This window comes from Comamonas sp. JUb58 (genome assembly GCF_004364775.1).
GTDB lineage: Bacteria > Pseudomonadota > Gammaproteobacteria > Burkholderiales > Burkholderiaceae_C > Comamonas.
Map to the genome: position 1 here is coordinate 1 of NZ_SOAL01000033.1, position 25,600 is coordinate 25,600.

A 25,600-nucleotide genomic window follows, 5' to 3' on the forward strand; every position below is an offset into this window, starting at 1 on the left:
TGGCGGTACTCCGCCGGATAGGCTCCCTGCTTGATTGGCATGGTGGACTCCTTGTTCTTGAAATATAAGGTGTCCGGTCAATTGGGGGAACTTCATTCATCCCTATTGATCTCACCGCCTCGCTGACTGTATTGGCCAGTAAAGGCGAGCCCTCGACACCGCCATCCAGCATCCGCATCGAGCTCCAACATCACGCCATGAAGATCACCCTGCATTGGCCTGTGGACGCTGCCAGCGCCTGTGCTCAGATGCTGCGCGCGCTGCTGCGATGATCCGCATCGACGCTGCCTGGCTAGCCACCGCCCCGCTGGACATGCGCGCTGGCACCGACACAGCGCTGGCCCGGGTGATCACCGTCTTCGGCGCAGCCCACCCCCACCACGCCTATCTGTTCGCCAACAAACGTGCCAACCGCATCAAAGTGCTGGTGCACGACGGCATCGGCATCTGGTTGGCGGCTCGGCGCCTGCACCAGGGCAAGTTCATCTGGCCTGCGCTGGGGGAGACCCAGTGGCCGTTGGAGCCCACCCAGCTCGACGCCCTGGTGCTGGGCCTGCCCTGGCAGCGCATGGGATACGCGGGCATCATCACCGTGGTCTGAAGTCGGCGCGCAATCCGTGGATCTGCGCATGGCAGCGCAGGGCCTTCCTTGGCACACTTGCTGCCATGGTGGTGCAGCAACAATCCCTGAACAATCTCAGCGCAGAGCAACTGCGTGAGATGGTCGCCAGCCTCATGGGCCACGTGACTGACAAGGATGCGCAAATCGCCCGCCACCAAACCGAACTCAAGCACAGCCAGGCGCTCAACGCCAAGCTCACCCACGAGAACGCGCTGCTCAAACGCATGAAGTTTGCCGCCCAGTCCGAGCGCTACAACGCCGAGCAAAAGAGCCTGCTTGAAGACGAGATCGAGGCCGACCTGGCAGCCGTCGCCATCGAGATCGAGCAACTCCAGCCGCCGGAGACTGCCCCCGAGCTCAAACAGCAGCCCAAACGCCAGCCGCTGCCAGCCAACCTACCTCGGCGCGAGATCCGCCATGAACCCGAGTCGACCACCTGCAGCACGCCCGATTGCGGCTGCCAAATGAAGCGCATCGGCGAAGACATGGCAGAGAAGCTGGACTATGTGCCCGGCGTATTCACGGTAGAGCGCCACATCCGCGGCAAATGGGCCTGCGCGAAGTGCGAGATGATTGTTCAGGCGCCGGTCGACGCGCATGTGATCGACAAAGGTATCCCGACCGCCAGTCTGCTGGCCCAGGTACTGGTGGCCAAGTACGCCGACCATCTGCCGCTGTACCGGCAGGAGAGCGTCTTTGGCCGCGCCGGTCTGGCCATCCCCCGCTCCACCCTGGCGCAATGGGTCGGCACCTGCGGCGTGCGGCTGCAACCTCTGGTCGATGCGTTGAAGGCCGAGATACTCAGCCACCGCGTGCTGCACGCCGACGAGACGCCGGTGCAGATGCTCAAACCAGGCAAAGGCACCACACACCGCGCCTACCTGTGGGCCTATGCACCGGGCGCCTTCGAAGACATCAAGGCCGTGGTGTATGACTTCTGCGAGTCAAGGGCCGGTGAGCATGCACGGGCCTTTCTGGGAGACTGGAAGGGCAGCTTAGTCTGTGATGACTTCAGTGGCTACAAAGCCAGGTTCGCCAACGGCATAACGGAAGCCGGTTGCCTGGCGCATGCCCGACGCAAGTTCTTCGATCTGCATGCGGCGGGCAAGAGCCAGATCGCCGGGTTCGCGCTGGAGCAGTTCAGCAAGGTCTACGACATCGAACGCGAGGTGAAGAATCTGAACGCCGATCAGCGCCAGGCCATCCGGCAGCAGCACAGTAAGCCGGTGCTCAATGCGCTGCACGAGTGGATGACATTGCAGCGGCACAAGATGCCTGACAGCTCGGCGACGGCAAGGGCACTGGATTACAGCCTCAGGCGCTGGACAGCGCTGACGCGCTTCGCGGATGATGGGCAATTGCCCGTGGACAACAACTGGATCGAGAACCAGATCCGGCCGATTGCCATTGGTCGCAATAACTGGCTGTTCGCCGGCAGCTTGCGCGCGGGCCAGCGTGCGGCGGCGGTGATGAGTCTGGTGCAGTCGGCGCGCATGAACGGGCATGACCCCTATGCATACCTGAGGGACGTGCTGATACGGTTGCCAACGCACAGGGCCCGGGACATTGACCAACTGCTGCCGCATCGCTGGCAGCCTGCCGACGCCTGAGCTTTAACCGCGACGCCCGTCAGCGGTCAATATGGGATCACCGCGTGCTTACCAAATTTTTGCATTGCAACCCATTGATTTCATTTGAGGGATTTTTTGAAAAATGAGGTTTTGAGAAGTGCCCTACAATTTCACATAATGAAAGACCATCAAAAAAATCCTCGAGTCCCTACTATTAAGGATGTTGCTCACGCCGCCGGCGTATCGCCAGGTACCGTCTCACGATTCATTAATGGACGACAGCGTTTTTCATATGAGGTGGAAGCCAAAATAGCAGAAGCTATCAAGTCGCTTGAATATCGCGCCAATCCAATGGCTCAGTCAATGATTACCGGACGCTCGCAACTACTTGGTCTATGCATTCCTGATATCTCAAACCCGCATTACGCGGCTGTTATCAAAGGTGCCACGCAGGAGGCTTCTGAACATGGCTATCTACTCTTATTAACTGATAGTGAAGAGAGTGCAGCGACTGAGCGACAGTTGTTAGAGCAGTTATGCATGCGTGTGGATGGGTTGATATTTGGTTCACGTATGCATCATGATGGCTTTGATTGGGTCCGTAAACTTAACAAGCCCATCTTGTTTCTGGGAAAAAATCAGAATTGGGACGGCGATTGTTTAGCACTGGACAATCATATGGCGGGCTATATGGCTGCCAATCATTTGGTTCACTCAGGTCACCGTCGCATTGCTTACGTTGGGTTCAAAGACTCGCTGGCGGATCAGGAGCGTTTTCTCGGCATTCAAGAATTAATGCAAGAACACGGGCAAGAGGTTTCGGTCTTTCGCACCGAGCAACCTAGCCCAGAAGCGGGAGGAAATGTCGGCTCGATGTTACTGCTCGGATCTAAACCGCCAGACGCTGTGATCTGCTTCAACGATATGCTTGCCATTGGATTCATGACGGAAGCTTCTCGGCTCGGTTTTTCCGTTCCTCGTCAATGTTCGGTGATAGGTTTCGACAATATCTCTTTTTGCGATTACCTTTCTCCACGCCTAACATCGGTTGACTTCGGCGGTGAGCGTATCGGACGTGTGGCCGTTCGACGCATTCTCGCGATGATTGACAACCGAGAAGCGCCAGATGACAGTTTATTCCTGCACCCTCGCATTGTGCTTCGCGAATCTACAAAGTAAGAGTCACTGATCGTGGTTCTGTCGCATTAAGAAAATTCCCTTGAACGGTACACTATAGGGGGTTCTGCCATTACTGCGACAGAACCAACAGTTCTACGGTTCTGTCCCAATAGGCGTTGTTGCATAAATCGGCTATAGGCCGAGACATTCCCAATCCCAAATGGATTTACGCAGCAGCGACCGTCTGGGGCGTGCCCAGCGCGGTAAATTGATTGAGGATGGATGCCCGGACATTGAGCTCGGCCACCTGGCGCTCAAACGTCCTGGCCATCACCTTCTCGCCCAGACGCTTGAAGCAATTTATCTTGGTCTCCACCAGAGACCTTCGGTGGTAGCCGCTCCATCTTTTCCAGATAGCCCGCCCCAACCTATGGGCTGCTGCCGGTTTTAAAGACACCTTGTTAAGGTGGAAGATGAAACCGGAGGTGGTTCATGGAGAGAAGAAGGACATTCAGCCGCGAGTTCAAGCTCGAGGCGGTCAGGTTGGTCACCGAGCGTGGCGTGGCTGTGGCCCAGGCAGCCAAGGACCTGGACGTTCACGAGAACGTGCTGCGCAAGTGGGTTCGTGAGTTGCGAGAGGAGCCCCAGGAGGCATTCCCTGGCAACGGCAAGCAGAAGGCCCAGGACGCGGAGATAGCGCGACTGCGCAAGGAGGTTGCCAAGCTCAAGATGGAGCGCGACATCCTGAAAAAAGCCGCGGCCTACTTCGCGAAGGAGTCGATGTGAAGTTCGGCTTCGTGGCGAAACACCGAGGGGCCTGGCCGGTCAATCTAATGTGCGAGGTGTTAGGGCCGATGCAATCTTGACCACTCTTCACCCACTTGATACCTGCAACGCCCAGATCGCCATCGCTGATATGGTCGCTCAATAAAGGCACCAGAAGCTGCATATTGGCATCAAAAGCTGCGGCCCACATTCGCTTGAGCTTCGCCAATGCTGCCTCGTTCTGATAGATTTTTCCATCCCCATCAATCAGCATCATGGCGACATCGCCTTGGTCAGCCAGCATGCACAGCAGGGCATCGTCTGCATCTTTATCAAGCGACGCTTTCAGCCCAGCTTCAAAGTCAGCCAACTCCTCTGCATACAGGGAGTCGCTCATCGCCATTTTTTCTGCAAGTGCTTGATTGAGCGCAGCAGCAATTTTCTTTTTAGCTGTCATTAAAGATAATTCCTAGATGTAGCTCCTATAGCGTCAATCAAAAAATACCCCCCACACCCTTGAACTTCTCCACAAACGCCGCGATCTTCTGAAACACCGTTTGCTTCTTGGTCAGGTACTGCGGGTTCAATGGGCTCATTTTGGGCAGGATGGCGTTCAGCTCGGTGCCGTTGTCCGTGGCGTACTCGCGCTTGAGAGAGGTGGCGATATAGCGTTTGGCGGCATCGGTGTTGAGATTTTCATCCTGGATCAGCGTTTTAACTTCACGCTCTTGTTCGGCCAGGGCAAACTGGAAGAAGGCATCAATCACGCTGGCTTTGTCGCCAATGTCGTCCAGGTTGGTTTGGTTGATGAAGTCCACCACCAGCCCTTCCTTGGCGCGGTTGCCGATGCTGGCGCGGATCACGCGGCGCACATCTTCCACCAGCGTGGCTTTGTCCTTGGTCTTTTTGTTGTTCTCAAAGATCAGCTCCAAGATGTAGTCCAGATTGATTTCTTGGGACTTGAGCAGATCGAGCTCGAACACTACATCGTTCCAGTCAATGGTCGATGCAGTATTGCCGTCACCGCCTTGCTTTTCTTTGCGTATCCAGTCGCGCACGTCGTTGTACGTTGATCGGTAGTCTTGCACCTTGCGCTCAGTGGGAATGGTGACCGCTTTAAGCGCCTTCAGATCTTCATCGCTTAGGTGGTGCTCGGCCTTGAAGGCCTCGACTGCCGCTGGGTCGCTCAAGTCCACCTCTTGCAAGGCTTTCAGGCTGGCGAACTCATCGTAGTTTTGCAGCACGTTTTCTAGGCGCAAATACTCGCCAAACAGCTTGGCAAAGGCTTTCTTGTCCGCCTCCTTCTCAATGGTGGCGGGGTCAGGGAAGCGCTCCTCCAATTCTTTACCTGTTTGCTCAAACTGCTTGATCACCTGCACCTTGTTACGGGCAATGTTCTTTTTGTCCAGCAGGTAGATGTTCTGGATGTGCTCGTCGTCAAACACAAAGTCATGCACATAGTCGTCATGCACCTTCCGCGTCTTGTCCACGATGCTGTCGCTGGGCTTGTCCAGCCAGCTAGTCACAAAGCGCCGCCACTCGGCATCGGTAAACTGCACGTTGTTGAGGGTTTGCAGCTGCACGCGCACATTGGCCAGGAGCTTGTCAGGCGAGTTGATGGCGGGCACGAACTCGTAACCCTGATTGACCAGATCCTGAATCAGCTCGCGCTCCAGCGCGTCTTCCGTCTGGTAGGTGTTGGCCGACTCCCATTGCGGCGTGTACTTGTTCAGAACAATGAAGGTGCTGGATTCCGCAATGGTTTGGTATTCACTCATGGGTAGTCGGGCAGTTGAAGGCGATCGAAGGACAGTCAAAGGGCAATCAAAGGTTGGAGGCTTTTACTACTCTTTTAATAGCTGCTTGCGCAGTATCAGAAAGCGCTAGAGGCCAAAAATGCTTAAAGCAGCGCCCTGCAAGCAAGACGCTGCACTGCAAGATCAAACCGTCTCGGGCTTGGGAAAGCTCAGCAGCAAATCCCGGTAGTGCGCGTATTGCTTTTGGCGCAACTCGATTTCTCGGGGCAGGCCTTCGGTGAGGGATGTTGTTAGAGCGTCGAATTTGTCGAGGATGGCGACGATACGGGCTTGTTCCTTGAGCGATTTATCTTTGTTATCAGAGTACGGTATTGGAATTTTTATATCTTTAATCATCGGCTTGGTTAGCTGTGGAATACCAGACTCTGCAACTTTATAATCTTTTTCAATAGTTTTCATGAAGTAATATGCATACTTCAAATTTATATTTATTTTTGGCGTCAATACAATTAATCTGACAATTGGAAAGAAAGGTTGAGTCCTATAACTTGTCCAGCCAATCGTGCCTCGTGCTGAAACGGTTAAAATAGGATTTTCAATCTTTGCTTTATTGGTCCAACCATATAAAGCCTTTCCATCTATTTCATTTGAAAGAATAGGGATATTGTAGTAGTCAGTTTGAGATTCTGAAAACTCATCTTTAGGGACATCTCCACCCGCGAAAATTTCAAATACATCTTCAGTTGCCTTCCATTCCACCTCCTCATCTTCAAAACTCAAAAATTTATCTCTGTAGTAGTTGTATTGTTTGTTGCGGGCGGTAAGCTCGGCGGTGTGGGCGGTCATGGCGTCCAGAATACGGACGATTTCAGCCTGAATTTCTAGGGATTTTTCGGGGTTTGCTGGACAAGGGATGGGTATTTTAATTTTTTGAGATGTCCGTAGCTGACACATCAATAATTTTTGTGCCTTTTGCATATTTTCTTTTTTCTGTGGAAAATTCTTTGCTTGAGTGAAGTAAACGAAATATTTTCCTAATATGTAATTCCCTGGCTTAAATATTGTTGCATGCCCACCGGTAACGGCTTGCTGCTCACCAAAATATACTAAAGCCTTACCTACATCCTCTAAATTTTCGCTTGTATTGGTTATAACAACATCACCCGTATTAACCTTTTTTAGCTGTTTGGCTAATTCTGGCGAAACAAAAGATTTTGTTTTCTTGGTTGATAACCCATAGTAGGTATATATCTGCCCATAATGAATAGCAGGAACACCCGTTTCGGTGAAGTCCTTCTTTTGTAGTCCATTGCCCCGGACTAACTCGCCAAGTAGTCCCAGCGGCTTCCACTCCACCGCCACCACATCCAGCAGCTTCTCCAAAAAATTCACATTGCTCATTTCTTACGGCTTTCTTTTTTTGCTTGCTTTTCCAGTGTGCTGATGGTGCTGAGGTATGCTTTTTCTACACTGGCTAAGTTTTGGGCTTTGTACTTTTGAAGTTCTGCCTTGGCTTTGCTTTCGGCTTGTGCATGCGAAATCTTGCCCGCGTTATCCAACAACTTGCGTCCTGCAGACCCAAGGATGGTGTCCAACTCACGCACAAAGTCGGCCATGTGCATTTCTCGGTGTTCGATGGCGTTGATTTCAGCCAGATCGAAGTAAGCCGACACGAGGTTGTTGAGAACCTTGAGCTCTTGCTCATCCAGATAATTCTTGGCAACCATGGCCTCGGCCTGGGTGGGCTGGCTGCCTTTGAAGCTGCTTAAGCCCGCAAAGGGTTTACTGCTGTCCACGCGCAGGTAGATGACTTCGCTGGCGGTATGCCCATGGGCGGCATAGTGCAGTTTGTTTTGCACAATTTTGAAAAAGCGCAGGCTGGCTTCGCTTTTGGGATCGTAATCGATTGCTGTGGCGTACAAGTCCAGCACCTGACGGTACATGACTTTTTCGCTGGAACGGATGTCGCGAATCCGATCGAGCAGCTCTTTCCAGTAGCTGCCGCCACCCAATCCCTTCAAGCGCTCGTCATTCAGCGCAAAGCCTTTTTCAAGGTATTCCTTGAGAACGGTAGAGGCGTAGCGGCGAAACTGTACGCCGCGCGGTGAGCGCACACGGTAGCCGACAGCCAAGATCACATCGAGGTTATAGAGGGTGATGCTGCGCGAGACTTCGCGATCGCCCTCCGTTTGAACTGTCAACTGTTGGTTGACAGTTGCCTGCTCATCCAGCTCTTGGTCGTCAAAAATCGCTTGAATGTGTTTGCTGATGTTTTGCTTGCTGGTTTGAAACAGCTCGGCAATTTGCAGCTGTGAGAGCCAGGCGGTGCCGTTTTCAAGCTGAAGATCGATTTTGGTTACACCGTCATCGGTGGTGTAGATGATGACGTCGCTCATGCATTCAGCTCCTCACCTTCAATCTCAGCCACGATGGCGTCAATCTGGGCTCGCAGCTCGGTGATCTTGGCCACGGTGGTTTTCAGCTCGGCGTTGAGCTGGGCAATGTCCACCACTTCGCGGGTGTCCTTGGCCTCTACATAGCTGCTGACCGACAGGTTGTAGTCGTTGGCGGCAATCTTCTCCAGCGGGATGGACTGCGCAAAGTGGTCTTGGTTGGCCTTGCTGTCAAACACGGCCATGATCTGGTCAATGTGCGCATCCAGTAGCACGTTGTTGTTGGTCTCTTTTTTGAACAGGCCGCTGGCGTCGATGAACTGGGTGGTGGTGTCGGTCTTGTGTTTAGACAGCACCAAGATGTTGACGGCAATGGTGGTGCCAAAAAACAGGTTGGGTGCCAGCGCAATCACGGTTTCTACATAGTTGTTGTCCACCAAGTACTTGCGGATCTTTTGCTCTGCCCCGCCCCGGTAGAAGATGCCCGGAAAGCACACAATGGCTGCCCGTCCCTTGCTGGAGAGGTAGCTGAGGGCGTGCATCACAAAGGCCATGTCGGCCTTCGACTTGGGGGCCAGCACGCCCGCAGGCGCAAAGCGGTCGTCGTTGATGAGGGTGGGGTCGTCGCTGCCAATCCATTTGACCGAGTACGGCGGGTTGGAGACGATGGCATCAAACGGCTTGTCGTAGGCAAACTGCGGATCTTCCAGCGTGTCGCCCAACTGGATGTTGAACTTGTCGTAGTTCACGTTGTGCAAAAACATGTTCATCCGCGCCAAGTTGTAGGTGGTGTGGTTGAGTTCTTGCCCAAAGAAGCCGTCTTCGATGATGTGCGCATCAAAGTGCTTTTTAGCCTGCAACAGCAGTGAGCCAGAGCCGCAAGCGGGGTCGTAGATCTTGTTGACGCTGGTTTGTTGGTGCATGGCCAGCTGGGCAATCAGCTTGGAGACGTGCTGGGGCGTGAAGAATTCACCGCCCGACTTACCTGCGTTGGCGGCGTAGTTGGAGATCAAAAACTCATACGCGTCGCCAAACAGGTCAATCTGGTTGTCTCCAAACTCGCCAAAGTTCAGCTCTGCCACACCCTTGAGTACCGCAGCCAGGCGCTTGTTCTTGTCGGCCACGGTGTTGCCCAGGCGGTTGCTGGTGGTGTCAAAATCGGCAAACAGCCCTTTGATGTCACGCTCTGACGGGTAGCCGTTGGCAGAAGCTTCAATCGACTTGAAGATTTCGGCCAAGTCCGTGTTCAGGCTGTCATTGGTATTGGCAGTGGCAGCTATGTTGAAAAACAGCTGACTGGGAGCAATGAAGTAGCCCTTGGTTTTGATGGCGTCTTCCCGAATATCAGGCGAGATCGCAGCATCGTTCAAAGCCGCGTAGTTCACGCTGTCATCGCCGCCTTCTATGTAGTTGGCAAAGTTTTCGCTAATAAAGCGGTAAAACAGGGTGCCCAGCACATACTGCTTGAAGTCCCAGCCATCGACGGCTCCCCGTACTTCGTTGGCGATAGCCCAGATGCGGCGCTGCAGTTCTGCGCGTTGTTGGATGCTGGTCATAATTCTATTTAGTAATAAAAATTCTTGTTTTAAAGAAAATAGGCGGCGCAGCAAGAGGCCCCTCGAATGTTGCTGGTTGCAACAGGCATTCTGCCTTAGCCACATTGATTGAGATTGAATCCTGCTGTTCAAGAGCGTTTCACTCTCTCTCAGCATGCACATCCGCATACGGCAAGGGCGTGCATGTTCCAGATTTTGACCGCAAGCAGTACTATCAACAAAAAAAGATCTCACCACAGCGCCTGCCCAGCAGCAGGCACGTTGACAAGATCCGCAAAAGCTCCCTTTATCTTGGACAAATTCTGACTACGCAGCTCACCTCTGCGCGCCAAGCCTGCCCATCGACGCTGCGAACCGACCAAATAGCACCCTCACCGCAAATGGCCTTGACCCCATAGCCGGATGCCCATGAAGGCTCAAGTCCACGTCCAACCAGCAAAAGAGCTGGGGTCTTAGGTGCCCCCTGAGTACCAAGAGCGCAATGCGCAACAGGTCGCAGCTCGACTCCCACGATCCACATCCAGCTGGGCGGTATCTGCCGCACTTCAGAAGCACGCTTGAGTCGCACAAGCATGCTGCCACCGGCCTTGATAACGTTTTCGACATCGTGGACGACATCCTGACTAGCGCCAGACTGCACATCGATTTGGAAATTTGGCAACAGCTGCCGCAATGCAAACGCCACTCTAGCCGGATCACCCGTTGGAGTAGGCGAATTTTGCATATGCGTCAGAGACACCGGACGCTGCCCCAAAACAGAGGCGCAGCAACGCACGCACCATCCGGCACCTTCCAGGTCATCTTCTTGAGCCCACGGATAAGCGTCAGACCCCAAATCCAAACGAGCCCAACTTTTACGCCCAGTTCGTGAGCGTGTTTGGTAGTCCCACATACCATCGAAGCGCAGGCCATGCATGTAGTGGTGTTGCACGCCTGCAGTGTGCGCACCATCATCCATGGCCGACCTCCCGCTGGCTTATTCTGGTTTGAGCGTCTGCTGGAAGGTTTGCCGCGACATGTTTGTCGCTCGTTGGATAAAACTCCTGGACGATCTCGGCAGCCTCCGCACTCAACTCCTCAAACAGCCCCAAGGCATAGCCCGCTCTTGCCGCTTGCTCCAGCGCGTCTTGATCGTGACCCGTCTTGCGACCATGCTCTGCTGCATCTACGGCTTGGGCAATAGCAGCGCCCAATGTCACCCCATCCCGAACGCCAATATCCACGTAGTAGATGGGCGTTCGGCGTGACATGGTGGTGGATTTGGCTCGCAAGCGGATTTCCAATGGCAGAAAGCTAAGCAAACCGCCACTCACCGCCTGCAGGTACTGCATGCGGGTTAGCAGGGTTCGCATGGAGTTGATGCCTGTTGTTCTGAGCACAAAGGTGCTCAGGGCATCTGCCTGGCATTCTGGATGATCAATGCGGACATGGAAACGCCCGAAGGGCTTGCAGCCACCATCGATGGCCAAGGCACATAGATCCGGGCCTTCACACGGCATGGATTCAATGCCTTTGGCCGTCATGCGCTTGCATGTCTGACCGTCGCCCACACAGATCGGCCGTGCCGTTGTCCGATCAAACAACGTGTAGTTCGCACGAAGGTTCAACGCGGGATCGTTAAACAAAACTCTCACCGGAATGCTGCGCAATTTGGTTCGCACCGCCGCTACTTTCGAAGGCGCTTCTTCATGCACTTTTGTAGAATCGATCTCCACACTACCCGATGCAGTGGTCTGGGCTTTCCTGGCATCGCTCGCCCGTTTCGCCAGCTTGGAGCGGAGCGTTGCGGGAGATTGAGTCGGTGCAGAAAATTCTTCAGGTAAATGCTGAAGCTCTTTGACTTCAACGCCTGAAATCATCAACTGCCGACCCTCCAGTTCTCTGCGCAAAATGCCATCCATGGGATGTAACATCCAGCCGTTTCGGCTTTGCACTTGCGTGGTGATGGTGAACTCGTCATCTTTTTCTGGAAGACGCTTGCCATTGCGTTCCACAACGCGGCCAATCGAGATACGACCCACCACGGGTGGCGTCATCATCAGACCTTTGATCATTGGTTTCTCCATTCATGAATGCAAAAGACCCGTCTGCTTGGTCTGGCGGACGGGTCTTATGCGTTGGTTGGTAAATTGCTGCTGTGGTGTGCTCAGTTGGTCAAGTTCTCTGCATGAAGCAGAAACCGCCGGGAACCTGGCTTGGTTCCCAGGTATGCCTTGGCAATCTCGGGATGGTCCTGCTGAAACAGGGCTGCGTTGAAGACTTTGCTGTCCTTGCTGCGCTTCCAGCTGACTGTCCCGCCTGCAAATCTGGCAAAGCTGGCTACACCCATGCGTTGCTGGATCTGGTGTTTCAGCAATGCTTCTTGAGATTCCCAATCGCTCATAAGCTGGCGAACCTGCTGAAGTTGAGCAAAGGCGCTGGATACCGACTCGTCTTCCGACAGGTCGATTTCCTCTCCCGTGTCTTGCGGATATAGGCATCGCAATGCAGTAGAAGCACTTTCCGACGCATCGACGGGAGGCTCTTTCTCCGCTGTGACCAGTTCCCAGAATTGCTCCTCCAGGGCAATCAGTTGGGCGATCATGGTTTCGTCGCGCTCGATGCGGTGGATCTGCAGTTCCTGACCGCAGATTAGGACTGCGACATCAGCGGCCTGCTTGCCCGTCACGGCCAGCTGGTGCATGACCTGCAGCTGGATGTACTCAGGCACGCCGTCCTTCCAGAGCCTGGCGCCGTTGATGCCTGCCGTCTTGCATTCAAGAATCTGCACATCCGGAGCCCCCGCGACTTCCCGGTCGATGTTGGCCAGCATCCATGGGATCTGGGGATGACCCAGCACGGCATTCACACGCCGCACCTTGTTTCCGGTGCGTTTGGTGTAGTGCGCTGCCACGATGGGTTCGAGCAAGGTGCCCCAGTACATGGGGCTGGTTTCATCCAGAGGATCGATGCTGGGTAGAAGATCGCCTTTGCCGGTTTTGTGCATCCACAACTCCAGTTGGGACTGATAGGGATTGAGCCCCACAGCAGCCGCAGCATCCGAGCTGCCAATGCCTTGGCGGCGAACATCCAGCCAGGTCTCACGCGGCATGTTCTTGGTGGATACCAGTCGCAAAGCGGGACGGGTGTTGGTTGATTTCTCTGCAGTGACTTGCACTGCCGGTGTTAAAACGGGTGCGGGCATAGTGCCTCCAGAAGAATCCAGCCCCCACCAAGCACAAAGCCCTCACCGCAATGGCGAGGGCTTTGGCTTGTAGGGAGAGGATTGGATTAATTGAGAATGAACGAGCTGGGCTCGCCGGTGGATAGATGACATTCGACCAGTCAGGTGACCAATGGTTACGCGACCAGTTGCAATGCGTGCTCCAAGGCGCGCTGCTTGAGTGCAGCGCCTTGGCCGAACCAGGCACTGTCCAGGCGGTTGTCTTGGCTGCGGGCTTGTTTCTCGTGGTCGACGAACTCGGTCACTGCACTGAGCAAGCCCCATGCGGTATCCTTGGCCGCCTGCAATTCAGCGCCACGGCCATGACCTTCGAACAAGGTTTGCACCTTCTTGAGGGCACGTTCGTTGGCCAGGCCCGGTACACCTGAGCCTCCGCCCTCCCCTTGTTGATCGGTTTGGCAGATCACCTTGAGGAAGTAGTTCATGGCTTCATGGGTCTTGACCTTGCGTTCTGCCAGGGTCTTCATGCGGTACATGAAACTGTCCCATTGGCCGACAGCAATACCGAGTTGGCGTTTGACGGCCTGGGCATCGAAGCTGGTGGAGTGTGGGACTTTGATGGAGCCAGCACTGGCGCCTTGCAGGGCCATGGCCAGGGTGTTATTGCATACCACACGAACCGAAGTGGGAATGGCTATGGTGGCGAGGGTTCCGTCGCAGGAGGTGGCCAGCAGCAGGTAGCTGTGCACCACGTCGTTGCCCTTCAGACAGGTAGATTTGCCGGTACGGGCCAATGCCCAGAAGCGCCGGCCTGCTTTGAGCACACCTGCGGTTTCGAGCTCGAAGCCTGCGACCTCGGACAGATCGCGGTAGAACTCCAGTACTTCTTGCGGTTGGACGACTTTGTAGCGCTGGCTCACCACCGAGAGGGCTGCGTTGGTGTCACTGCGGTAGAGCACCTTTTGCTCAGGGAACTCCAGGGCTTCGCCATACAGGCCATCAGCATCACCGGTTGCCATGTAACGCACGGGAGTTTCCTGGATCTTCCACTGCATACCAGCGGCTTGCGCCCAGATATCAATGGTTTGCTTCTTGGGCAAGGCGTGGCCCAATTGGTGCCAGGGGGTTTGGCCGGTGTAGGCCATGGTTTCGATCAGATGGGACATGAGAGAACTCCTTGGTAAGACTCAAATGAGGCGGGGGTAAAAATCACGCGTGAAAACTGTGACCACAGTCCTCGCAGACGCAGTCATCGAAGTAGGTCTGGTCGATTTGTGCACCGATGCGGCCACCGACCTCTTGGCCGACAGTGCCGCCGAGTACACCTCCGATGAGCGCACCGACCAAGGTGCCTAGGGCGCCGCCAACGGGGCCTGCAACAATGCCAATGGAGGCTCCGGTTGATGCACCTTGCATAACTCCGGCCACGCCGGTAACCGTGCCGGCGGCCCCTCCTACACGCTGGCCGATCTGTTTGGCGACTCCTTTGCTGCGGACATGAAAGGACCGGCAACGGGGACATTGGATGGACATGAATACTCCTGACGTAAAAAAAGCGCCCTGGGCATGGAGCCAAGGGCGCTGGATGATGGAAAGAACTGGATAACAGATAGATGCGGCATCAGTTCATAGCGAACTTTCCTCGCATCTAGTTAGGGATATATTGCTGAAAATCTTTTATTTTTAGGTCTGTTGAAGGCTGATCTGTGTCGTCCGTAATCTGGTGCTTGGGTGGCAGCTGCTGATAAGATCAGTCGCTGGACAGACACGGGCCAGCGCACTAGGTGGCACGATTAGGGGATTTAACAAAAGCACGAGGGAGAGGAGAGTGATCTCGATCGAGGACATTTACAACAAAGACATTAACTTCCTGTTCGGGTCCGGAGCCTCCTTCGGCCTGCTGCCAACCCTGCAGCTGCAGGTACAGACCGGCATCAATGACCGTCGCTACACTCTCGAAGAGCTGGCGACCAAGTTCGAGCGTGAGAACGATCGACGCCTGATCCCGCTGTTCATGCATTACTACGCTAATTGCATCCGGCCGGCGGAATATCTGCGGCTTGAGGCCGTGACCACTGAGCCGGGCACCACCGTCATCAAAAACTACCTTCCTACTCACCGCACTGGAGATGGTGAAGCGCCGCAAAGCGTTGGACAGGCGCTGCAACGTGTTCACCACCAATTACGATGGCTGTTTCCCGCTCGTGGCCGACGCACTCATTGAGGAGGGGCATGTCGACTTTGTCCTGAACGACGGCGCGAGAGGGTTCACGCGTCGCATCGTGCAGGCCCGGAACTTCGGGGCATACCTGTGTCATGGTGGGGTCTTCGGGCGTTACCAGAGCAGCGTCCCGCAGATCAACTTGATCCACCTGCATGGTTCTGTCTACTGGAGCAAGCAAGATGCGGCGATTCGCGTTGACTACGATTTGAGGGAGCGCCTGGGTTTGCTGGACGCCGACGCTCTGGCGTTGCTTCAGCCTTTTTCGATTGCGCTGAACAACCCGGATGCCACAATCAATGACGTGCCTGAAACCGGCTTTACCGACGACGCACTGGACGCGTTCTGGGCCAAGTATGAGTTGATGCCTATCGTGAATCCGACCAAGTGGAAGTTTCATGAGACGGTTTACGAGGAGCACTACTACCAGATGCTCCGCCTGCTCAGTTACGAACTGGAGAAGCCCAACGCGGTCCTAATCACGTTCGGTTTCTCGTTCGCCGACGAACACATCCTCAACCTCGTCATGCGTTCGTTATCAAACCCGCGGCTGCAAGTGTTCGTCTGCTGCTTTAACAGCGTGGAGCACACGTCGATGGAGCAGAAGTTCAAGGGCCACCGTAATGTGAAGTGCCTAGTGCTCGGCGACGGGGTGATGAACTTCACCGCGTTTAACGAGAAGGTTCTTGTGTGCCCCAATCTGCCGGACGCTTCGGGTGCTGAGCACCCCGTGCCCGTGGCGGCCGCCGCAGTGGGGGATGACGAGGGGTTGGCATGAGTATCCGGGTCGGCGAGGTCATCGCGGTCCATGGCACCAAGGTGGTTCTGAAGATCGATGAGCAGTCGAGTAAGGAGACGCTGTTCTTTGACGGGGAGAAGTACAAGGGCGTGTCGATCCGCGAGTACCTGTCCATCCAGCGAGGCTTTCGGGACATCATTTGCACGGTCGAAGGCGAGTATTTGGATGAGAGCCGTACGGAGCTGCAAAACGGAAAGCAAAACTTCGTGCGCAAGGTTGAGGCCAGGCCGATTGGCTACTTCGACCATGCCGGCTTCACGCAGGGCATCAAGTACCTGCCTATGATCCAGGACTCGGCCTACCTGATGCCAGAGGAGAAGATCAGGTCGATCTTCGGCCACAAGGCCGATGGCGACTTTAGGATAGGGCAGATGCTCAAAGAAGAGATCGCAGTCGGCCTTCCTTGGCAGCGGCTGTTCAACAGTCATATTGGCATCTTCGGCAACACAGGGAGCGGCAAGTCCAACACCTTGGCTAAGCTGTACACGGTCCTGTTCGACAAAAAGCTGCCGCTGATCGCAGGGAAGAGCCGGTTCGTTGTCCTGGATTTCAACGGCGAATATGGCGGCGAGCAGTTGGCACCGGCCGCCAGCAAGACGGTTTATCAGCTCTCCACACTGACCAGCCGTGACACGAACGACCTAACGGCAAGGTTTCCTCTGGCACCGCAGGAATTCTGGGAACTGGAGACTATGGCGCTGCTGTTCCAGGCCACGGCTAATACGCAGCGCCCGTTTCTCAATCGAGTCATCTCGGGCAAGCAACGGTTCGGCGCAAATCCTGCGTCATTGGCGAACTACGCAAAGGCTAAGTTCAAACAATCCTTCTGCGCCGGCGAGGCCAAGCCGGCCACACTGGATCTGATGCGTACGGTCGCAAAGCGGATGGGCAACCAAAACGTGCTCAACATGCTGGGCGACGTCACCTGGTACCGCAATGGTCGGTTCCACTACAACGGCGCTTTCATTGACCCTGACGGTGTCCAGTACGACGCGCGCATCGCACCTATCGTGGACACGCTTGCGGTTGTTGGGCTTGATGATTTCGACCAGCTTGTCCTCCGGGTCAACTTGCAGCTGCTCTCGGACCTGAATGCAGGATATGTTCAATTCGAGCACATCCAGCCACTTCTGAAACGCATCGAGTCGTCGCTAGCCAGCCTTCGCAAGGTTCTGACGATCTCGGAAGAGCAGCCTGTCGAGCGGCTGCTGACTGTCATTTCAATGCGCCGCTGCAACAACGAGATCAAGAAGGTCCTACCGCTGCTGTTCGCCAAGCACTACTACAACAGCCATAAAACTACGGTTGCAAACCCACCTGACCGCACGATCCACATCATCGTCGATGAGGCCCACAACATCCTGTCAGAGCAATCCGCGCGCGAGGCGGAAACCTGGAAAGACTACCGCCTAGAGCAGTTTGAGGAAATCATCAAAGAGGGTCGTAAATTCGGTATGTTCATAACGATCGCGAGTCAGCGGCCGGCCGATATCTCGCCCACCATCGTTTCGCAGCTGCACAACTTCTTCATTCACAGGCTGGTGAACGACCGGGATCTTTACTTGGTCGATAACACCATTTCGACGCTGGATGCGTTGTCTCGTAGCCTTATCCCTGGCCTGTCCCAGGGCTGCTGCGTCGTTACTGGCACAGCTTTCGAGCTGCCGATGGTGATCCAGGTAGACCGCCTTCCCAGCGACAAGCAGCCGGCTAGTGAGGACGTCGATCTCGAGAAGCTTTGGAGCATGCCACCTGTGGCGCGGTAGTGCAACAGAGACTATCAGCCCTTCCGTGACCAGTCACACACTCAGCTTCTAACGCTGCTCCGAAACCTACGTTGCGGCGCGGTGGCTTGTTGAATACGAATTGCCCGAGCAACAATGGAGTGCGCGACTGGAATATCCGGCCAGTGGCTGTTAAGCATCCGACACCGAGTGTTCAGCATCAGCAGGAGAAGGACTGGAAACGCTGCAAAGCCGTCTTGAGATGCCAAAAAATCGGCTTCAGGCTGGTTGCCGTCGTTCAACTCAGAAATACCAATGACTGCAAATACTCAGAGCAGTCGTTGAGCCGGGTTTTTCGCGGTCTGAGTCCGTCTACGAAAAGCTGAACGATTCAGTCAGCGGTTGAGCGCTCGCGATGGAATGTACCCCCTTCTCCAACATGGAGCGGCTGGCACAAGCTCTCGGGGTTGAGGTCTGGAGACTACTTAGGGCTCCAGACGTACAAGATAGCTCTAGGTAGCCAACCAAACTCAACTTGACTCCCAAGCAACGACAAGTCAAGCCAGCTGCATTTGTGAACAATCGATAAACAAAATTCAATCTTGGCATGTATGCAAAATTACACTTGACATCTTTTGTCGCATGTATGCTAATTATAAACAATCTGTCAAACTACGGGTGCCATGAAAACTAAGTCTCAATCCTCTTCATATCGTCGTCCTCCTAGCCCACTGCTGCGAGGGCTTTTGGTTGCAGGCTTGCTGAGCATGAACACAGCCTGGGCAGGCACATGGAGCATCACTTACACCCCGCAACAGACCTTGGACACGCCGCCGCAACCGGTGTATGCCATCAGCCCGCCTGCTGGCCAGAAATTCGGCGTCGAAATCTATTGCTATGACGGTACCATTACCACCAATCCGGCAGTTGGGGTTTATCCACTTTATAGCAATCCAAACAATGCATTCGTTGCATTCGAAAATTTAGGCTCAAGCCCATCCACGGTAGCCGTTAATGTCACGCCAGATGATCTGACCATTCCGGCAAGCTGTTCTTTGACCGCTATTCCAGAATATTATGAAGTTGCCACAGAATCCACCAATTCATTATATGGCGATCTCAACCCTCGTAATGGGTATTTGAGTGGTGCACAATCTTTTAACTCCAGCGGCGATCCAGCTGCGCCCAGCTATGAGTACATTAATGTGGATCAGTCGGCGACCTTCATGTTCGAAGATCCCATTTCTGGAAATCCTTCTATTCAGGCCAACATTACTGACACTGGAACAGTAATCACCAACTTGTTCCTCAATGCAAAAACCACTTCTGCCTTGGCAACGTTCGAGCTGACCAACCCACAGGCCACCGACACCACCATCACCTTCACGGTAACAGAAACGCCCCGAGTTTATGCCAACGGCAGTTATGACCCTGCCGCATACCATTCGCCCGGCTACGCAAGCCCAACGCAAATCACGGTAACCATTCCCGCAGGCCAAACAACTGGCAATGTGCTTTTACCCGCCATTTTGCCTGGCTCACAAGTCACCATTACCCCCAACACTTATCCCGGTAGCATTGATGGTAATCCACTTTTGGAACAGTTGACGCCACTGGTGTTTAGAGACAGTACGCAGGACGACAACCAGCCAGTGATTTATGCAACCGGCACCCCTAACACCACCGACCCCATCACCAACATCGTCTCCAGCAACCAAATCAGCTTTAACGTGAAGCTGAATGTTCCGCCAGTACCGAACGTGAGCCTGAGTTGCCTACCGTCTGAGATATTTGACTCAAGCAATCAGATTGCTACTTGTTCCGTGACGACCGATGTTGCCGCTGGCACTTCGGGTCTTAGTGTCAATTTGAATCTACCGCAATCCAATCCGAGATACTCTAGCAATTGTGCCAGCCCGATTATTATCGCTTCTGGTGCAACTACAGCAAGTTGCCAAATCACTGCCATAGCTAATCTTGTCGCTGGCGATGGCAATGTGACTGCAGCGCTTTCATTGGCCTCCCCCACCGTTGCGGGCGAATATGCGATCATCGGGTCGCAAGCTCAGGTGCAGGTCAAAGATGACGATGTCGTCACGCCGCAGCCAACTGCTACGCCTCAGCCAGTGCCAACCCTAGGCGCTTGGGCATTGGGCCTCTTGAGCGCATTGCTGGCCGGCTTCGCCGCCATTCACCGACCCGCCTTGCGCACCCGCCAGTGATCCTTGGCCCGAGAAATTCGGGCCTGCCATTTTTTCTGTTTTAAATCATGCCTACCTCGCTGTTGCAAGCCAAAACGCTGTTGTCAAATTGCCTATTGATTCCCCTGGAGCATATTGGCGATGACGCCAATGTGGGCGATCTGCGCGATGTGGACAGCCTGATGTTCGAAGGCATTGTCATTGAAATCGAAAATGCCACAGGCAATCCGCTGGATGTGATGGATCTGCTGCAGCTGAGAACGGTTCGAGATGTTGCCAAATTGTTGAACGGCCGACGCTTAGACATGGCAGACTGACCGCAACAAGCACCGCCGATGGACCCGTCCAACCTCTGCAATGAGCTCTATCACATCGCACGAACCCACCCAGGCCAATCGTTTTTGCATCATTTCAGTGATCGCAGAGTCTGGATTGTTCAAAATCCCTCAGATACCCATCAAATTCTGAAGGCAAATGCCGCCAACTGGCCCAAGCACATGGCGTGGATGCGTCAAACGCTTGGGCCGTCGCGCATGTCGGAAAATCAAGACGCCTGGCTGTTTCGCAGGCAACTCACACAAAATCACTTCAACCATTATGACGCCTCCAAAACTGTTCGCGCGTCGCGTCAAGCATTTTCCGAGGAATTACCGCATTTCATCGCGCAAACGGCTGCAAGCCCCCTCTCAGACCACTTGTTGCGAAACATGACATTGCGGATTTTTCTGGATGTTTTTTTAGACACAAATTTGCATGAAACCGGCATTGACCCCGAGCACTTGTTTCATTTACTGGAGCTGAGTGCTCAATATGCTTTTGTTCCATCTGGCGGTCTGACCAGCGATGAACGACGACACCATGTCAGTCAATTGAATGCCGCCAAAGCCCGGGTGATGCAAGACTTAGGCGTTTTTCGGCGGCCCGAATACGCCAGCAAGCCTGTGATTCAAGACATGCTTGCGGCCGAAACAAGTACCCGTGGCGGTCCTGATCCTTTTGTCTTGGAGCAAGAGTTGATCACATTGCTGGCCGCAGGCTCGGAAACCAGCGCAAGCACCTTTGGTTGGATGTGCCACTTGTTGGCACAGCACCCTGATTTACAGAAAACACTGCGAAACTGCGATTACACCTCACATCTACTGGACGATTTCCTCAGTGAAACTATGCGGCTTTTCCCCGCAAACCCCATATTGAGTCGGCACGCCGTCTCCAATGACGTTTTCAGCACAGGCAAAGTGCAGCCAGGTGACGTTGCACTCGTGTCATTGGTCGGCTTGCAAATGCAGGGCGTCAGCCGTGACAACCCTTGGCAGCTTGATTTGACTGCATCACGAAAGCTGCACAATCGCGCCGAAAGTGGTTTGGGAACAGCCTTTGGGATAGGTGAACGAGTATGCGGTGGACGTCTGTTTGCCATCACCGAAATGCGCACACTGCTTCACGAACTGCTCCAAACGACAGTGGTTCAGCGCACTGCCAATGAGCCCCTTCATCTGTCACTCGATATGCAGTGGTGCTCTCTGATGGTGCGGCGTGGTGGCCACCGTGTACGCTTTCAGTCTCAAGCATTTCCCACATGAATTCTCAATTGCAACCGCTTTCCCCTGTACAACACCTAGGCACCGGTCTGCGCACGGCTAAAGATTGGTCGTTTTGCCAGCCACTGGATGCCGTCCCTATCGCGCTGAATGAATTCGCTGATCTCAGTTGCCAGCACCCCATTATTTTTTCTCTCGGAAGTGTTCCGCAGCCGCTCGCCATTCTGGGAACGCAAGCAGGCAAAAATGATTTTCTAGACGCCCAGCACCAATGGCCGCCACACCACAAGGTACCCATTGCACTGCAGCATCACCCCTTTTCGATCACAAAAGATTCATCTGGTGCAACCCGTGCCATCGTTTTGATAGACGCCTCAGCTTCTCGCCTCGTGCCGTTGGAAGAGGATGATTCGGCTGTACCTCTGTTCACTTTCGATGGACATCCGTCGCCGCTCTTATCAACAATCACACAAGAGCTAGGTATTCATTGGCGTGCATTGCAAGAGGGAATTGCATTTGGACAAGCCTTGAACAAGACTGGTTTGTTGGAAGATGTCCGGGCAACCATTCGCTTGTCAGATGGATCAACGCACACGACCCGAACTTTCAGACGCGTTAAATTATCTGCGTATCGCGCCTTGCCAGAGATGGAATTGAACAGCTGGTTCCGTCGGGGCTGGATTGACGCCATTGCTGTACATTTGGCAAGCCTTAATCGTTGGATGCATTTATTTGAACGTAGTCAGCAATGGTCCCCAGTCAATTCGCCCCAAACCCATGTTGGCGAATAAATCCATTGCATTAAAAATAAGCTCTTTGGCAGAAGTGCTGGAATATGCCGCCGGCAGCTTGGCTGGGTTACGAATTTTTGATGCCAGCGGCAAACAGACAGAACACATTAGTTACCGCGACTTGTACCTGACTGCTGAAAAACGCGCAAGACAATTTCAAGCGCTGAAACCAAACATACTTCAGCCTGCCATCATTGGGCTGTTTGCGCAAACGAATCTATCTTTCATCACCGATTTTTTCGCTTGTCAATTGGCCGGTATAACGCCGTGCCCTGTCCCACCGCCTGCAATTTCGTTGGGCCTGGAAGAGTATGTCCAGCGCACCAAGAAAATGCTGGCTGCGGTTCAGGCGAAAGCGCTGTTGTTCGACGCCACACACGCTCCTTTATTCGATTTTTTTGAGCGTTTGGCGTCATCAGACGCGCCGAATCTTCAACTGATTCACGCTACCTCATTGCCAACACCCGGTGGAGTGCTCGCCCAAAAGCCTCAGCAGGATGAAGATGCAGCTTATATTCAATTATCCTCGGGTACAACTCACGCACCAAAGGGAATTCAGATCTCTCAGCAAGCTGTTTGTCGCAACCTTCACACCATCTTGCATGAAGGGCTGAAAATCCAACCCAGTGACAAGGCGTTCTCATGGCTTCCACTACATCATGACATGGGCTTGGTGGGATTTTTATTAGCACCTCTAATGGGAGCGGTGCCGTTGGACTTATTGCCTTCGCAAGCCTTTGCGCGCCGACCGCAAGTCTGGCCAAAGTTGATGGCTCAACTGGGCAGCACCATCAGTTTTGCCCCCAGCTTCGCCTGGGGTCTGGCCGCCGACCGGACGTCCACCACAGAGGCACAGCAAATGCAATTGAAGTTGCGCATCGCTGGTGTGGGTGGAGACATGGTACGCACGCATGACCTCAATCGATTTGCACACCGCTTCGCTGATAGTGGATTTTCTCTGCACAAGTTCCACCCATGCTATGGCTTAGCTGAGGCAACGTTGGCTGTCGGCATGGGTTCATCGCCACAAAATTCCGTAGATCGACTCAGCAACAGCCAACCACTGTCAGACTGGGAAGTCCGCATTGTTGATGATGTTGGTTCACCATTGCCTAAACTTCAGGCTGGACATATCCATATCCGTGGCCCATCATTGATGACAGGGTATTGGAAGCAGGGGCAACTGTTTCGTTTGGCGCCCCAGGAATGGTTTCACACCGACGATATAGGCCATTTCACGCAATCTGGTGAATTGGTTGTGACTGGGCGCGCGCAATCGCTCTTGTTGGTTCGTGGGCGCAAAGTGCAAGCCGAAGCAATTGAGTTGGCCGCATGTGCAGCACTTGAGCTATCACATGGTTCAGTCATGGCCTATCAAGACCACCAGTCAACCAGGATTGTTATTGTGGTTGAGTGTTCATCAAGAGCTGAAGTGCTTCGGCAACAATGGATTGAGACTATACGAGAAGTTGTCTTTCATGTCTGCGGTGACGCCGCCGATATCTTGCTTGTGCCACCACGAACCATCAGGCTGACGACATCTGGAAAAATCGCGCGCCGCACGACATTAGAACGCCTGAATAAGCAACGCCGATGAAAAATTTTGCTTCTCCGTCAATGCCTCCGAATAAACGTGATTTCAAGCTTCAAGGCATGCATCTCGAAGATGTGCCCTTAGACTGGTCCTGGTCAGATCCCCAGACCCTTGCCAGTTTAAATCTTGTCACGCCGCTCTTGACGATTGATCAGATGCCAGCAATTTTGAAACAACCAGGTATTCAGATATGGGGTATTTACACAAATAGCAAATTGCAGGGTTTATATTTTTGTAAAAATCATGCACAACACAATGTCATGCGCCTTACATATATACCATCACCCAATGCCGATCGCTTCAATGCATTAATTTACACCTATGCACAATTGACACAGAAATTATTATCTTCTGCCGTCTCAAAAATTTCCGTTTACTTGCTAGAAAGCGTCACGAAGCGGTTGTGGCCGTTGCTTCGACATAACGCCATATTTTTTTTAGAAGGTCGGTTGCGTCAAGTTTGGCAGCCTGCACTCCAGCGCAGCGAAGACGTGTTTGTTTTGTCCGCATTGGGAAATGACTCGATACCTCCACTCGGTTCGCTGTGGCTCAATGCCAGTGCCAGGTCTGGTCGTAGATTTTTTACAGCCTGGCCGAGCGAAGAATCGGTCACTGCGCTACCTGAAAGTCCTATTCGTGGCCAAACCTTGATTGATACAGGCGATTACCAGTTACGTACGCTGACAGCCAAAGATGCGAGCGACACCTTGGTGAATTGGCTCAATTCTCCTCAGTTGATCAGCAGCATGAATCTACCACGATTCAATTACAGTTTGACGAGTGTGCGTGCCCTGCTCGCCAGTTTTGATCGTAATTTCAATCAATTCATTGGTATCTTCAAGCACGGAAGTGATCAACTCATTGGTTTTTATACCGTCTTGGTTAACGAGCACGCTCGAGAAGCACAATTGGCGTTGTGCGTTTACCCTGACGACTTGCCCGCTTCTCGGATCATGGTCGACACCATAACGCCGCTGACTGACAGTTTTTTTGAGCGCTTTGCCATTCAAAAAATAACTGGCAATGTGCTTGTGTCAAATCGGCGGATGCTTCTTAACTTAGCTTACAACTTTACCTTCTTACTCGAATCCATACTCCGCCAAGAGTGTCAAACAGACACAGGTCGCAGCGACGTCGCTGTCTTCTCGACATTTAGAGACCACGCGCTTCGTCCCAAGACCGGCCATTTCATGCTGTAAACGAAGCTTTGTTGAATCCCAGAGATTGTCGTTGTTGCACTACAGAGACCTCCCATAAAAGCAAGCGCTGATGGGTTTTCTTTTTGATAGACCTGACTGCCGCGGTGATCAAGAGGCGTAAAACGAGGAACAGACTGCACATCTACAGACGGGGTTGTGCACTTGTTGTGCGCCCCAAGAAACAAACCGCGCAGCAGGGCTCCATTCAAATCTCGTGATGTCCTTGGACTCACAATGCAACAAGCGAGTTTGTCTGCTGCTGGTCTGACCTGTCTATTGCATCTTTGATTTCACGTCTGGCAAGTAAAGAAGTGAGTCGTTAGGCGATGAGCTCGCCTGGCCTTGTACTGATATGGCTGGCTTCGTAGCTACGTTGATGTGTCATCAACGCCCAGAGGATGCGAGCGTTTTTATTGGCAAGGGCAACAACGGCCTTTTGCCATCCGCTACGCTGCCTCAAGGCAATGGCCCATTGTGAATTGGGGTCGAGGTTGAAGTTCCCCCAATTGACCGGACACCTTATATTTCAAGAACAAGGAGTCCACCATGCCAATCAAGCAGGGAGCCTATCCGGCGGAGTACCGCCA

Annotated in this window: 20 protein-coding genes and 3 pseudogenes; 14 read left to right on the plus strand and 9 right to left on the minus strand. The window is 53.6% G+C overall.

Annotated elements, in window-relative coordinates; translation table 11 throughout:
- Nucleotides 1-268 precede the first annotated feature (268 nt).
- The 3 genes from tnpB (at nt 269) to EDF71_RS23785 (ending at nt 3,372) form a co-directional block, all read left to right on the plus strand.
- Nucleotides 269-601 (plus strand): IS66 family insertion sequence element accessory protein TnpB, encoded by a 333-nt coding sequence (gene tnpB, locus EDF71_RS23775; RefSeq protein ID WP_133859005.1) that lies wholly within the window; start codon nt 269-271, stop codon nt 599-601.
- 65 nt (nt 602-666) lie between these two features.
- The gene (locus EDF71_RS23780) at nt 667-2,232 is read left to right on the plus strand and encodes an IS66 family transposase (RefSeq protein ID WP_133859006.1); all 1,566 of its coding nucleotides are present in this window, start codon (nt 667-669) and stop codon (nt 2,230-2,232) included.
- Nucleotides 2,233-2,370: 138 nt separating this feature from the next.
- The gene (locus tag EDF71_RS23785; protein WP_133859007.1) at nt 2,371-3,372 is read left to right on the plus strand and encodes a LacI family DNA-binding transcriptional regulator; all 1,002 of its coding nucleotides are present in this window, start codon (nt 2,371-2,373) and stop codon (nt 3,370-3,372) included.
- A 166-nt stretch (nt 3,373-3,538) separates the two neighbouring features.
- Here the strand turns inward: EDF71_RS23785 and EDF71_RS23790 are convergent.
- Nucleotides 3,539-3,742: pseudogene (locus EDF71_RS23790) on the minus strand (IS5/IS1182 family transposase); the annotation flags it as partial.
- A 62-nt stretch (nt 3,743-3,804) separates the two neighbouring features.
- Between EDF71_RS23790 and EDF71_RS23795 the strand changes: the two are divergent.
- A pseudogene (locus EDF71_RS23795) lies at nt 3,805-4,175 on the plus strand (transposase); the annotation flags it as partial.
- A 396-nt stretch (nt 4,176-4,571) separates the two neighbouring features.
- Here the strand turns inward: EDF71_RS23795 and EDF71_RS23800 are convergent.
- From EDF71_RS23800 to EDF71_RS23830, 7 genes are all read right to left on the minus strand, one after another.
- The gene (locus EDF71_RS23800) at nt 4,572-5,855 is read right to left on the minus strand and encodes a type I restriction endonuclease (protein WP_133859008.1); all 1,284 of its coding nucleotides are present in this window, start codon (nt 5,853-5,855) and stop codon (nt 4,572-4,574) included.
- Between the two features lie 162 nt (nt 5,856-6,017).
- The gene (locus EDF71_RS23805) at nt 6,018-7,235 is read right to left on the minus strand and encodes a restriction endonuclease subunit S (RefSeq protein WP_208301128.1); all 1,218 of its coding nucleotides are present in this window, start codon (nt 7,233-7,235) and stop codon (nt 6,018-6,020) included.
- On the minus strand, nt 7,232-8,230 hold the full coding sequence (locus tag EDF71_RS23810; RefSeq protein WP_133859009.1) for a virulence RhuM family protein: 999 nt from the start codon (nt 8,228-8,230) through the stop codon (nt 7,232-7,234). The genes EDF71_RS23805 and EDF71_RS23810 overlap by 4 nt, the downstream gene beginning before the upstream one ends.
- A complete protein-coding gene (locus tag EDF71_RS23815) occupies nt 8,227-9,783 on the minus strand; it encodes a type I restriction-modification system subunit M (RefSeq protein ID WP_133859010.1) in 1,557 nt (518 codons plus the stop codon). The genes EDF71_RS23810 and EDF71_RS23815 overlap by 4 nt, the downstream gene beginning before the upstream one ends.
- A 950-nt stretch (nt 9,784-10,733) precedes the next feature.
- Entirely contained in the window at nt 10,734-11,837 is a 1,104-nt protein-coding gene (locus EDF71_RS25495; protein ID WP_243854431.1) for a phage capsid protein, read from the minus strand.
- A gap of 92 nt (nt 11,838-11,929) precedes the next feature.
- The gene (locus EDF71_RS23825) at nt 11,930-12,967 is read right to left on the minus strand and encodes a lambda-exonuclease family protein (RefSeq protein WP_133859011.1); all 1,038 of its coding nucleotides are present in this window, start codon (nt 12,965-12,967) and stop codon (nt 11,930-11,932) included.
- Between the two features lie 155 nt (nt 12,968-13,122).
- Nucleotides 13,123-14,112, minus strand: a complete 990-nt coding sequence (locus tag EDF71_RS23830) for a DUF932 domain-containing protein (RefSeq protein WP_133859012.1) — start codon at nt 14,110-14,112, stop codon at nt 13,123-13,125.
- Between the two features lie 58 nt (nt 14,113-14,170).
- Between EDF71_RS23830 and EDF71_RS25610 the strand changes: the two genes are divergently transcribed.
- The 10 genes from EDF71_RS25610 to EDF71_RS23870 all read left to right on the plus strand — a co-directional run bounded on the left by EDF71_RS25610 (nt 14,171) and on the right by EDF71_RS23870 (nt 25,013).
- Nucleotides 14,171-14,302 (plus strand): hypothetical protein, encoded by a 132-nt coding sequence (locus EDF71_RS25610; protein WP_279586305.1) that lies wholly within the window; start codon nt 14,171-14,173, stop codon nt 14,300-14,302.
- Nucleotides 14,303-14,774: 472 nt separating this feature from the next.
- A complete protein-coding gene (locus EDF71_RS25500) occupies nt 14,775-15,170 on the plus strand; it encodes a hypothetical protein (RefSeq protein WP_243854432.1) in 396 nt (131 codons plus the stop codon).
- A complete protein-coding gene (locus tag EDF71_RS23835; RefSeq protein ID WP_243854433.1) occupies nt 15,115-15,945 on the plus strand; it encodes an SIR2 family protein in 831 nt (276 codons plus the stop codon). The genes EDF71_RS25500 and EDF71_RS23835 overlap by 56 nt, the downstream gene beginning before the upstream one ends.
- On the plus strand, nt 15,942-17,732 hold the full coding sequence (locus EDF71_RS23840) for an ATP-binding protein (protein ID WP_133859013.1): 1,791 nt from the start codon (nt 15,942-15,944) through the stop codon (nt 17,730-17,732). Before EDF71_RS23835 ends, EDF71_RS23840 begins: the two co-directional genes overlap by 4 nt.
- A gap of 725 nt (nt 17,733-18,457) precedes the next feature.
- Nucleotides 18,458-19,912 carry an IPTL-CTERM sorting domain-containing protein gene (locus EDF71_RS23845; RefSeq protein ID WP_166656634.1) on the plus strand — a complete coding sequence of 485 codons (1,455 nt, stop codon included), beginning with the start codon at nt 18,458-18,460 and terminating at the stop codon, nt 19,910-19,912.
- 47 nt (nt 19,913-19,959) lie between these two features.
- A complete protein-coding gene (locus EDF71_RS23850) occupies nt 19,960-20,208 on the plus strand; it encodes an acyl carrier protein (RefSeq protein ID WP_133859015.1) in 249 nt (82 codons plus the stop codon).
- 18 nt (nt 20,209-20,226) lie between these two features.
- Nucleotides 20,227-21,471 carry a cytochrome P450 gene (locus EDF71_RS23855; RefSeq protein ID WP_133859016.1) on the plus strand — a complete coding sequence of 415 codons (1,245 nt, stop codon included), beginning with the start codon at nt 20,227-20,229 and terminating at the stop codon, nt 21,469-21,471.
- Nucleotides 21,468-22,220 (plus strand): SapC family protein, encoded by a 753-nt coding sequence (locus EDF71_RS23860; protein WP_133859017.1) that lies wholly within the window; start codon nt 21,468-21,470, stop codon nt 22,218-22,220. The genes EDF71_RS23855 and EDF71_RS23860 overlap by 4 nt, the downstream gene beginning before the upstream one ends.
- Entirely contained in the window at nt 22,207-23,817 is a 1,611-nt protein-coding gene (locus EDF71_RS23865; RefSeq protein WP_166656635.1) for an AMP-binding protein, read from the plus strand. Before EDF71_RS23860 ends, EDF71_RS23865 begins: the two co-directional genes overlap by 14 nt.
- Nucleotides 23,814-25,013 carry a hypothetical protein gene (locus tag EDF71_RS23870; RefSeq protein ID WP_133859019.1) on the plus strand — a complete coding sequence of 400 codons (1,200 nt, stop codon included), beginning with the start codon at nt 23,814-23,816 and terminating at the stop codon, nt 25,011-25,013. Before EDF71_RS23865 ends, EDF71_RS23870 begins: the two co-directional genes overlap by 4 nt.
- A 319-nt stretch (nt 25,014-25,332) precedes the next feature.
- Here the strand turns inward: EDF71_RS23870 and EDF71_RS23875 are convergent.
- Nucleotides 25,333-25,476 (minus strand): annotated as a pseudogene (locus tag EDF71_RS23875) (IS110 family transposase); the annotation flags it as partial.
- Between the last annotated feature and the right edge of the window lie 124 nt (nt 25,477-25,600).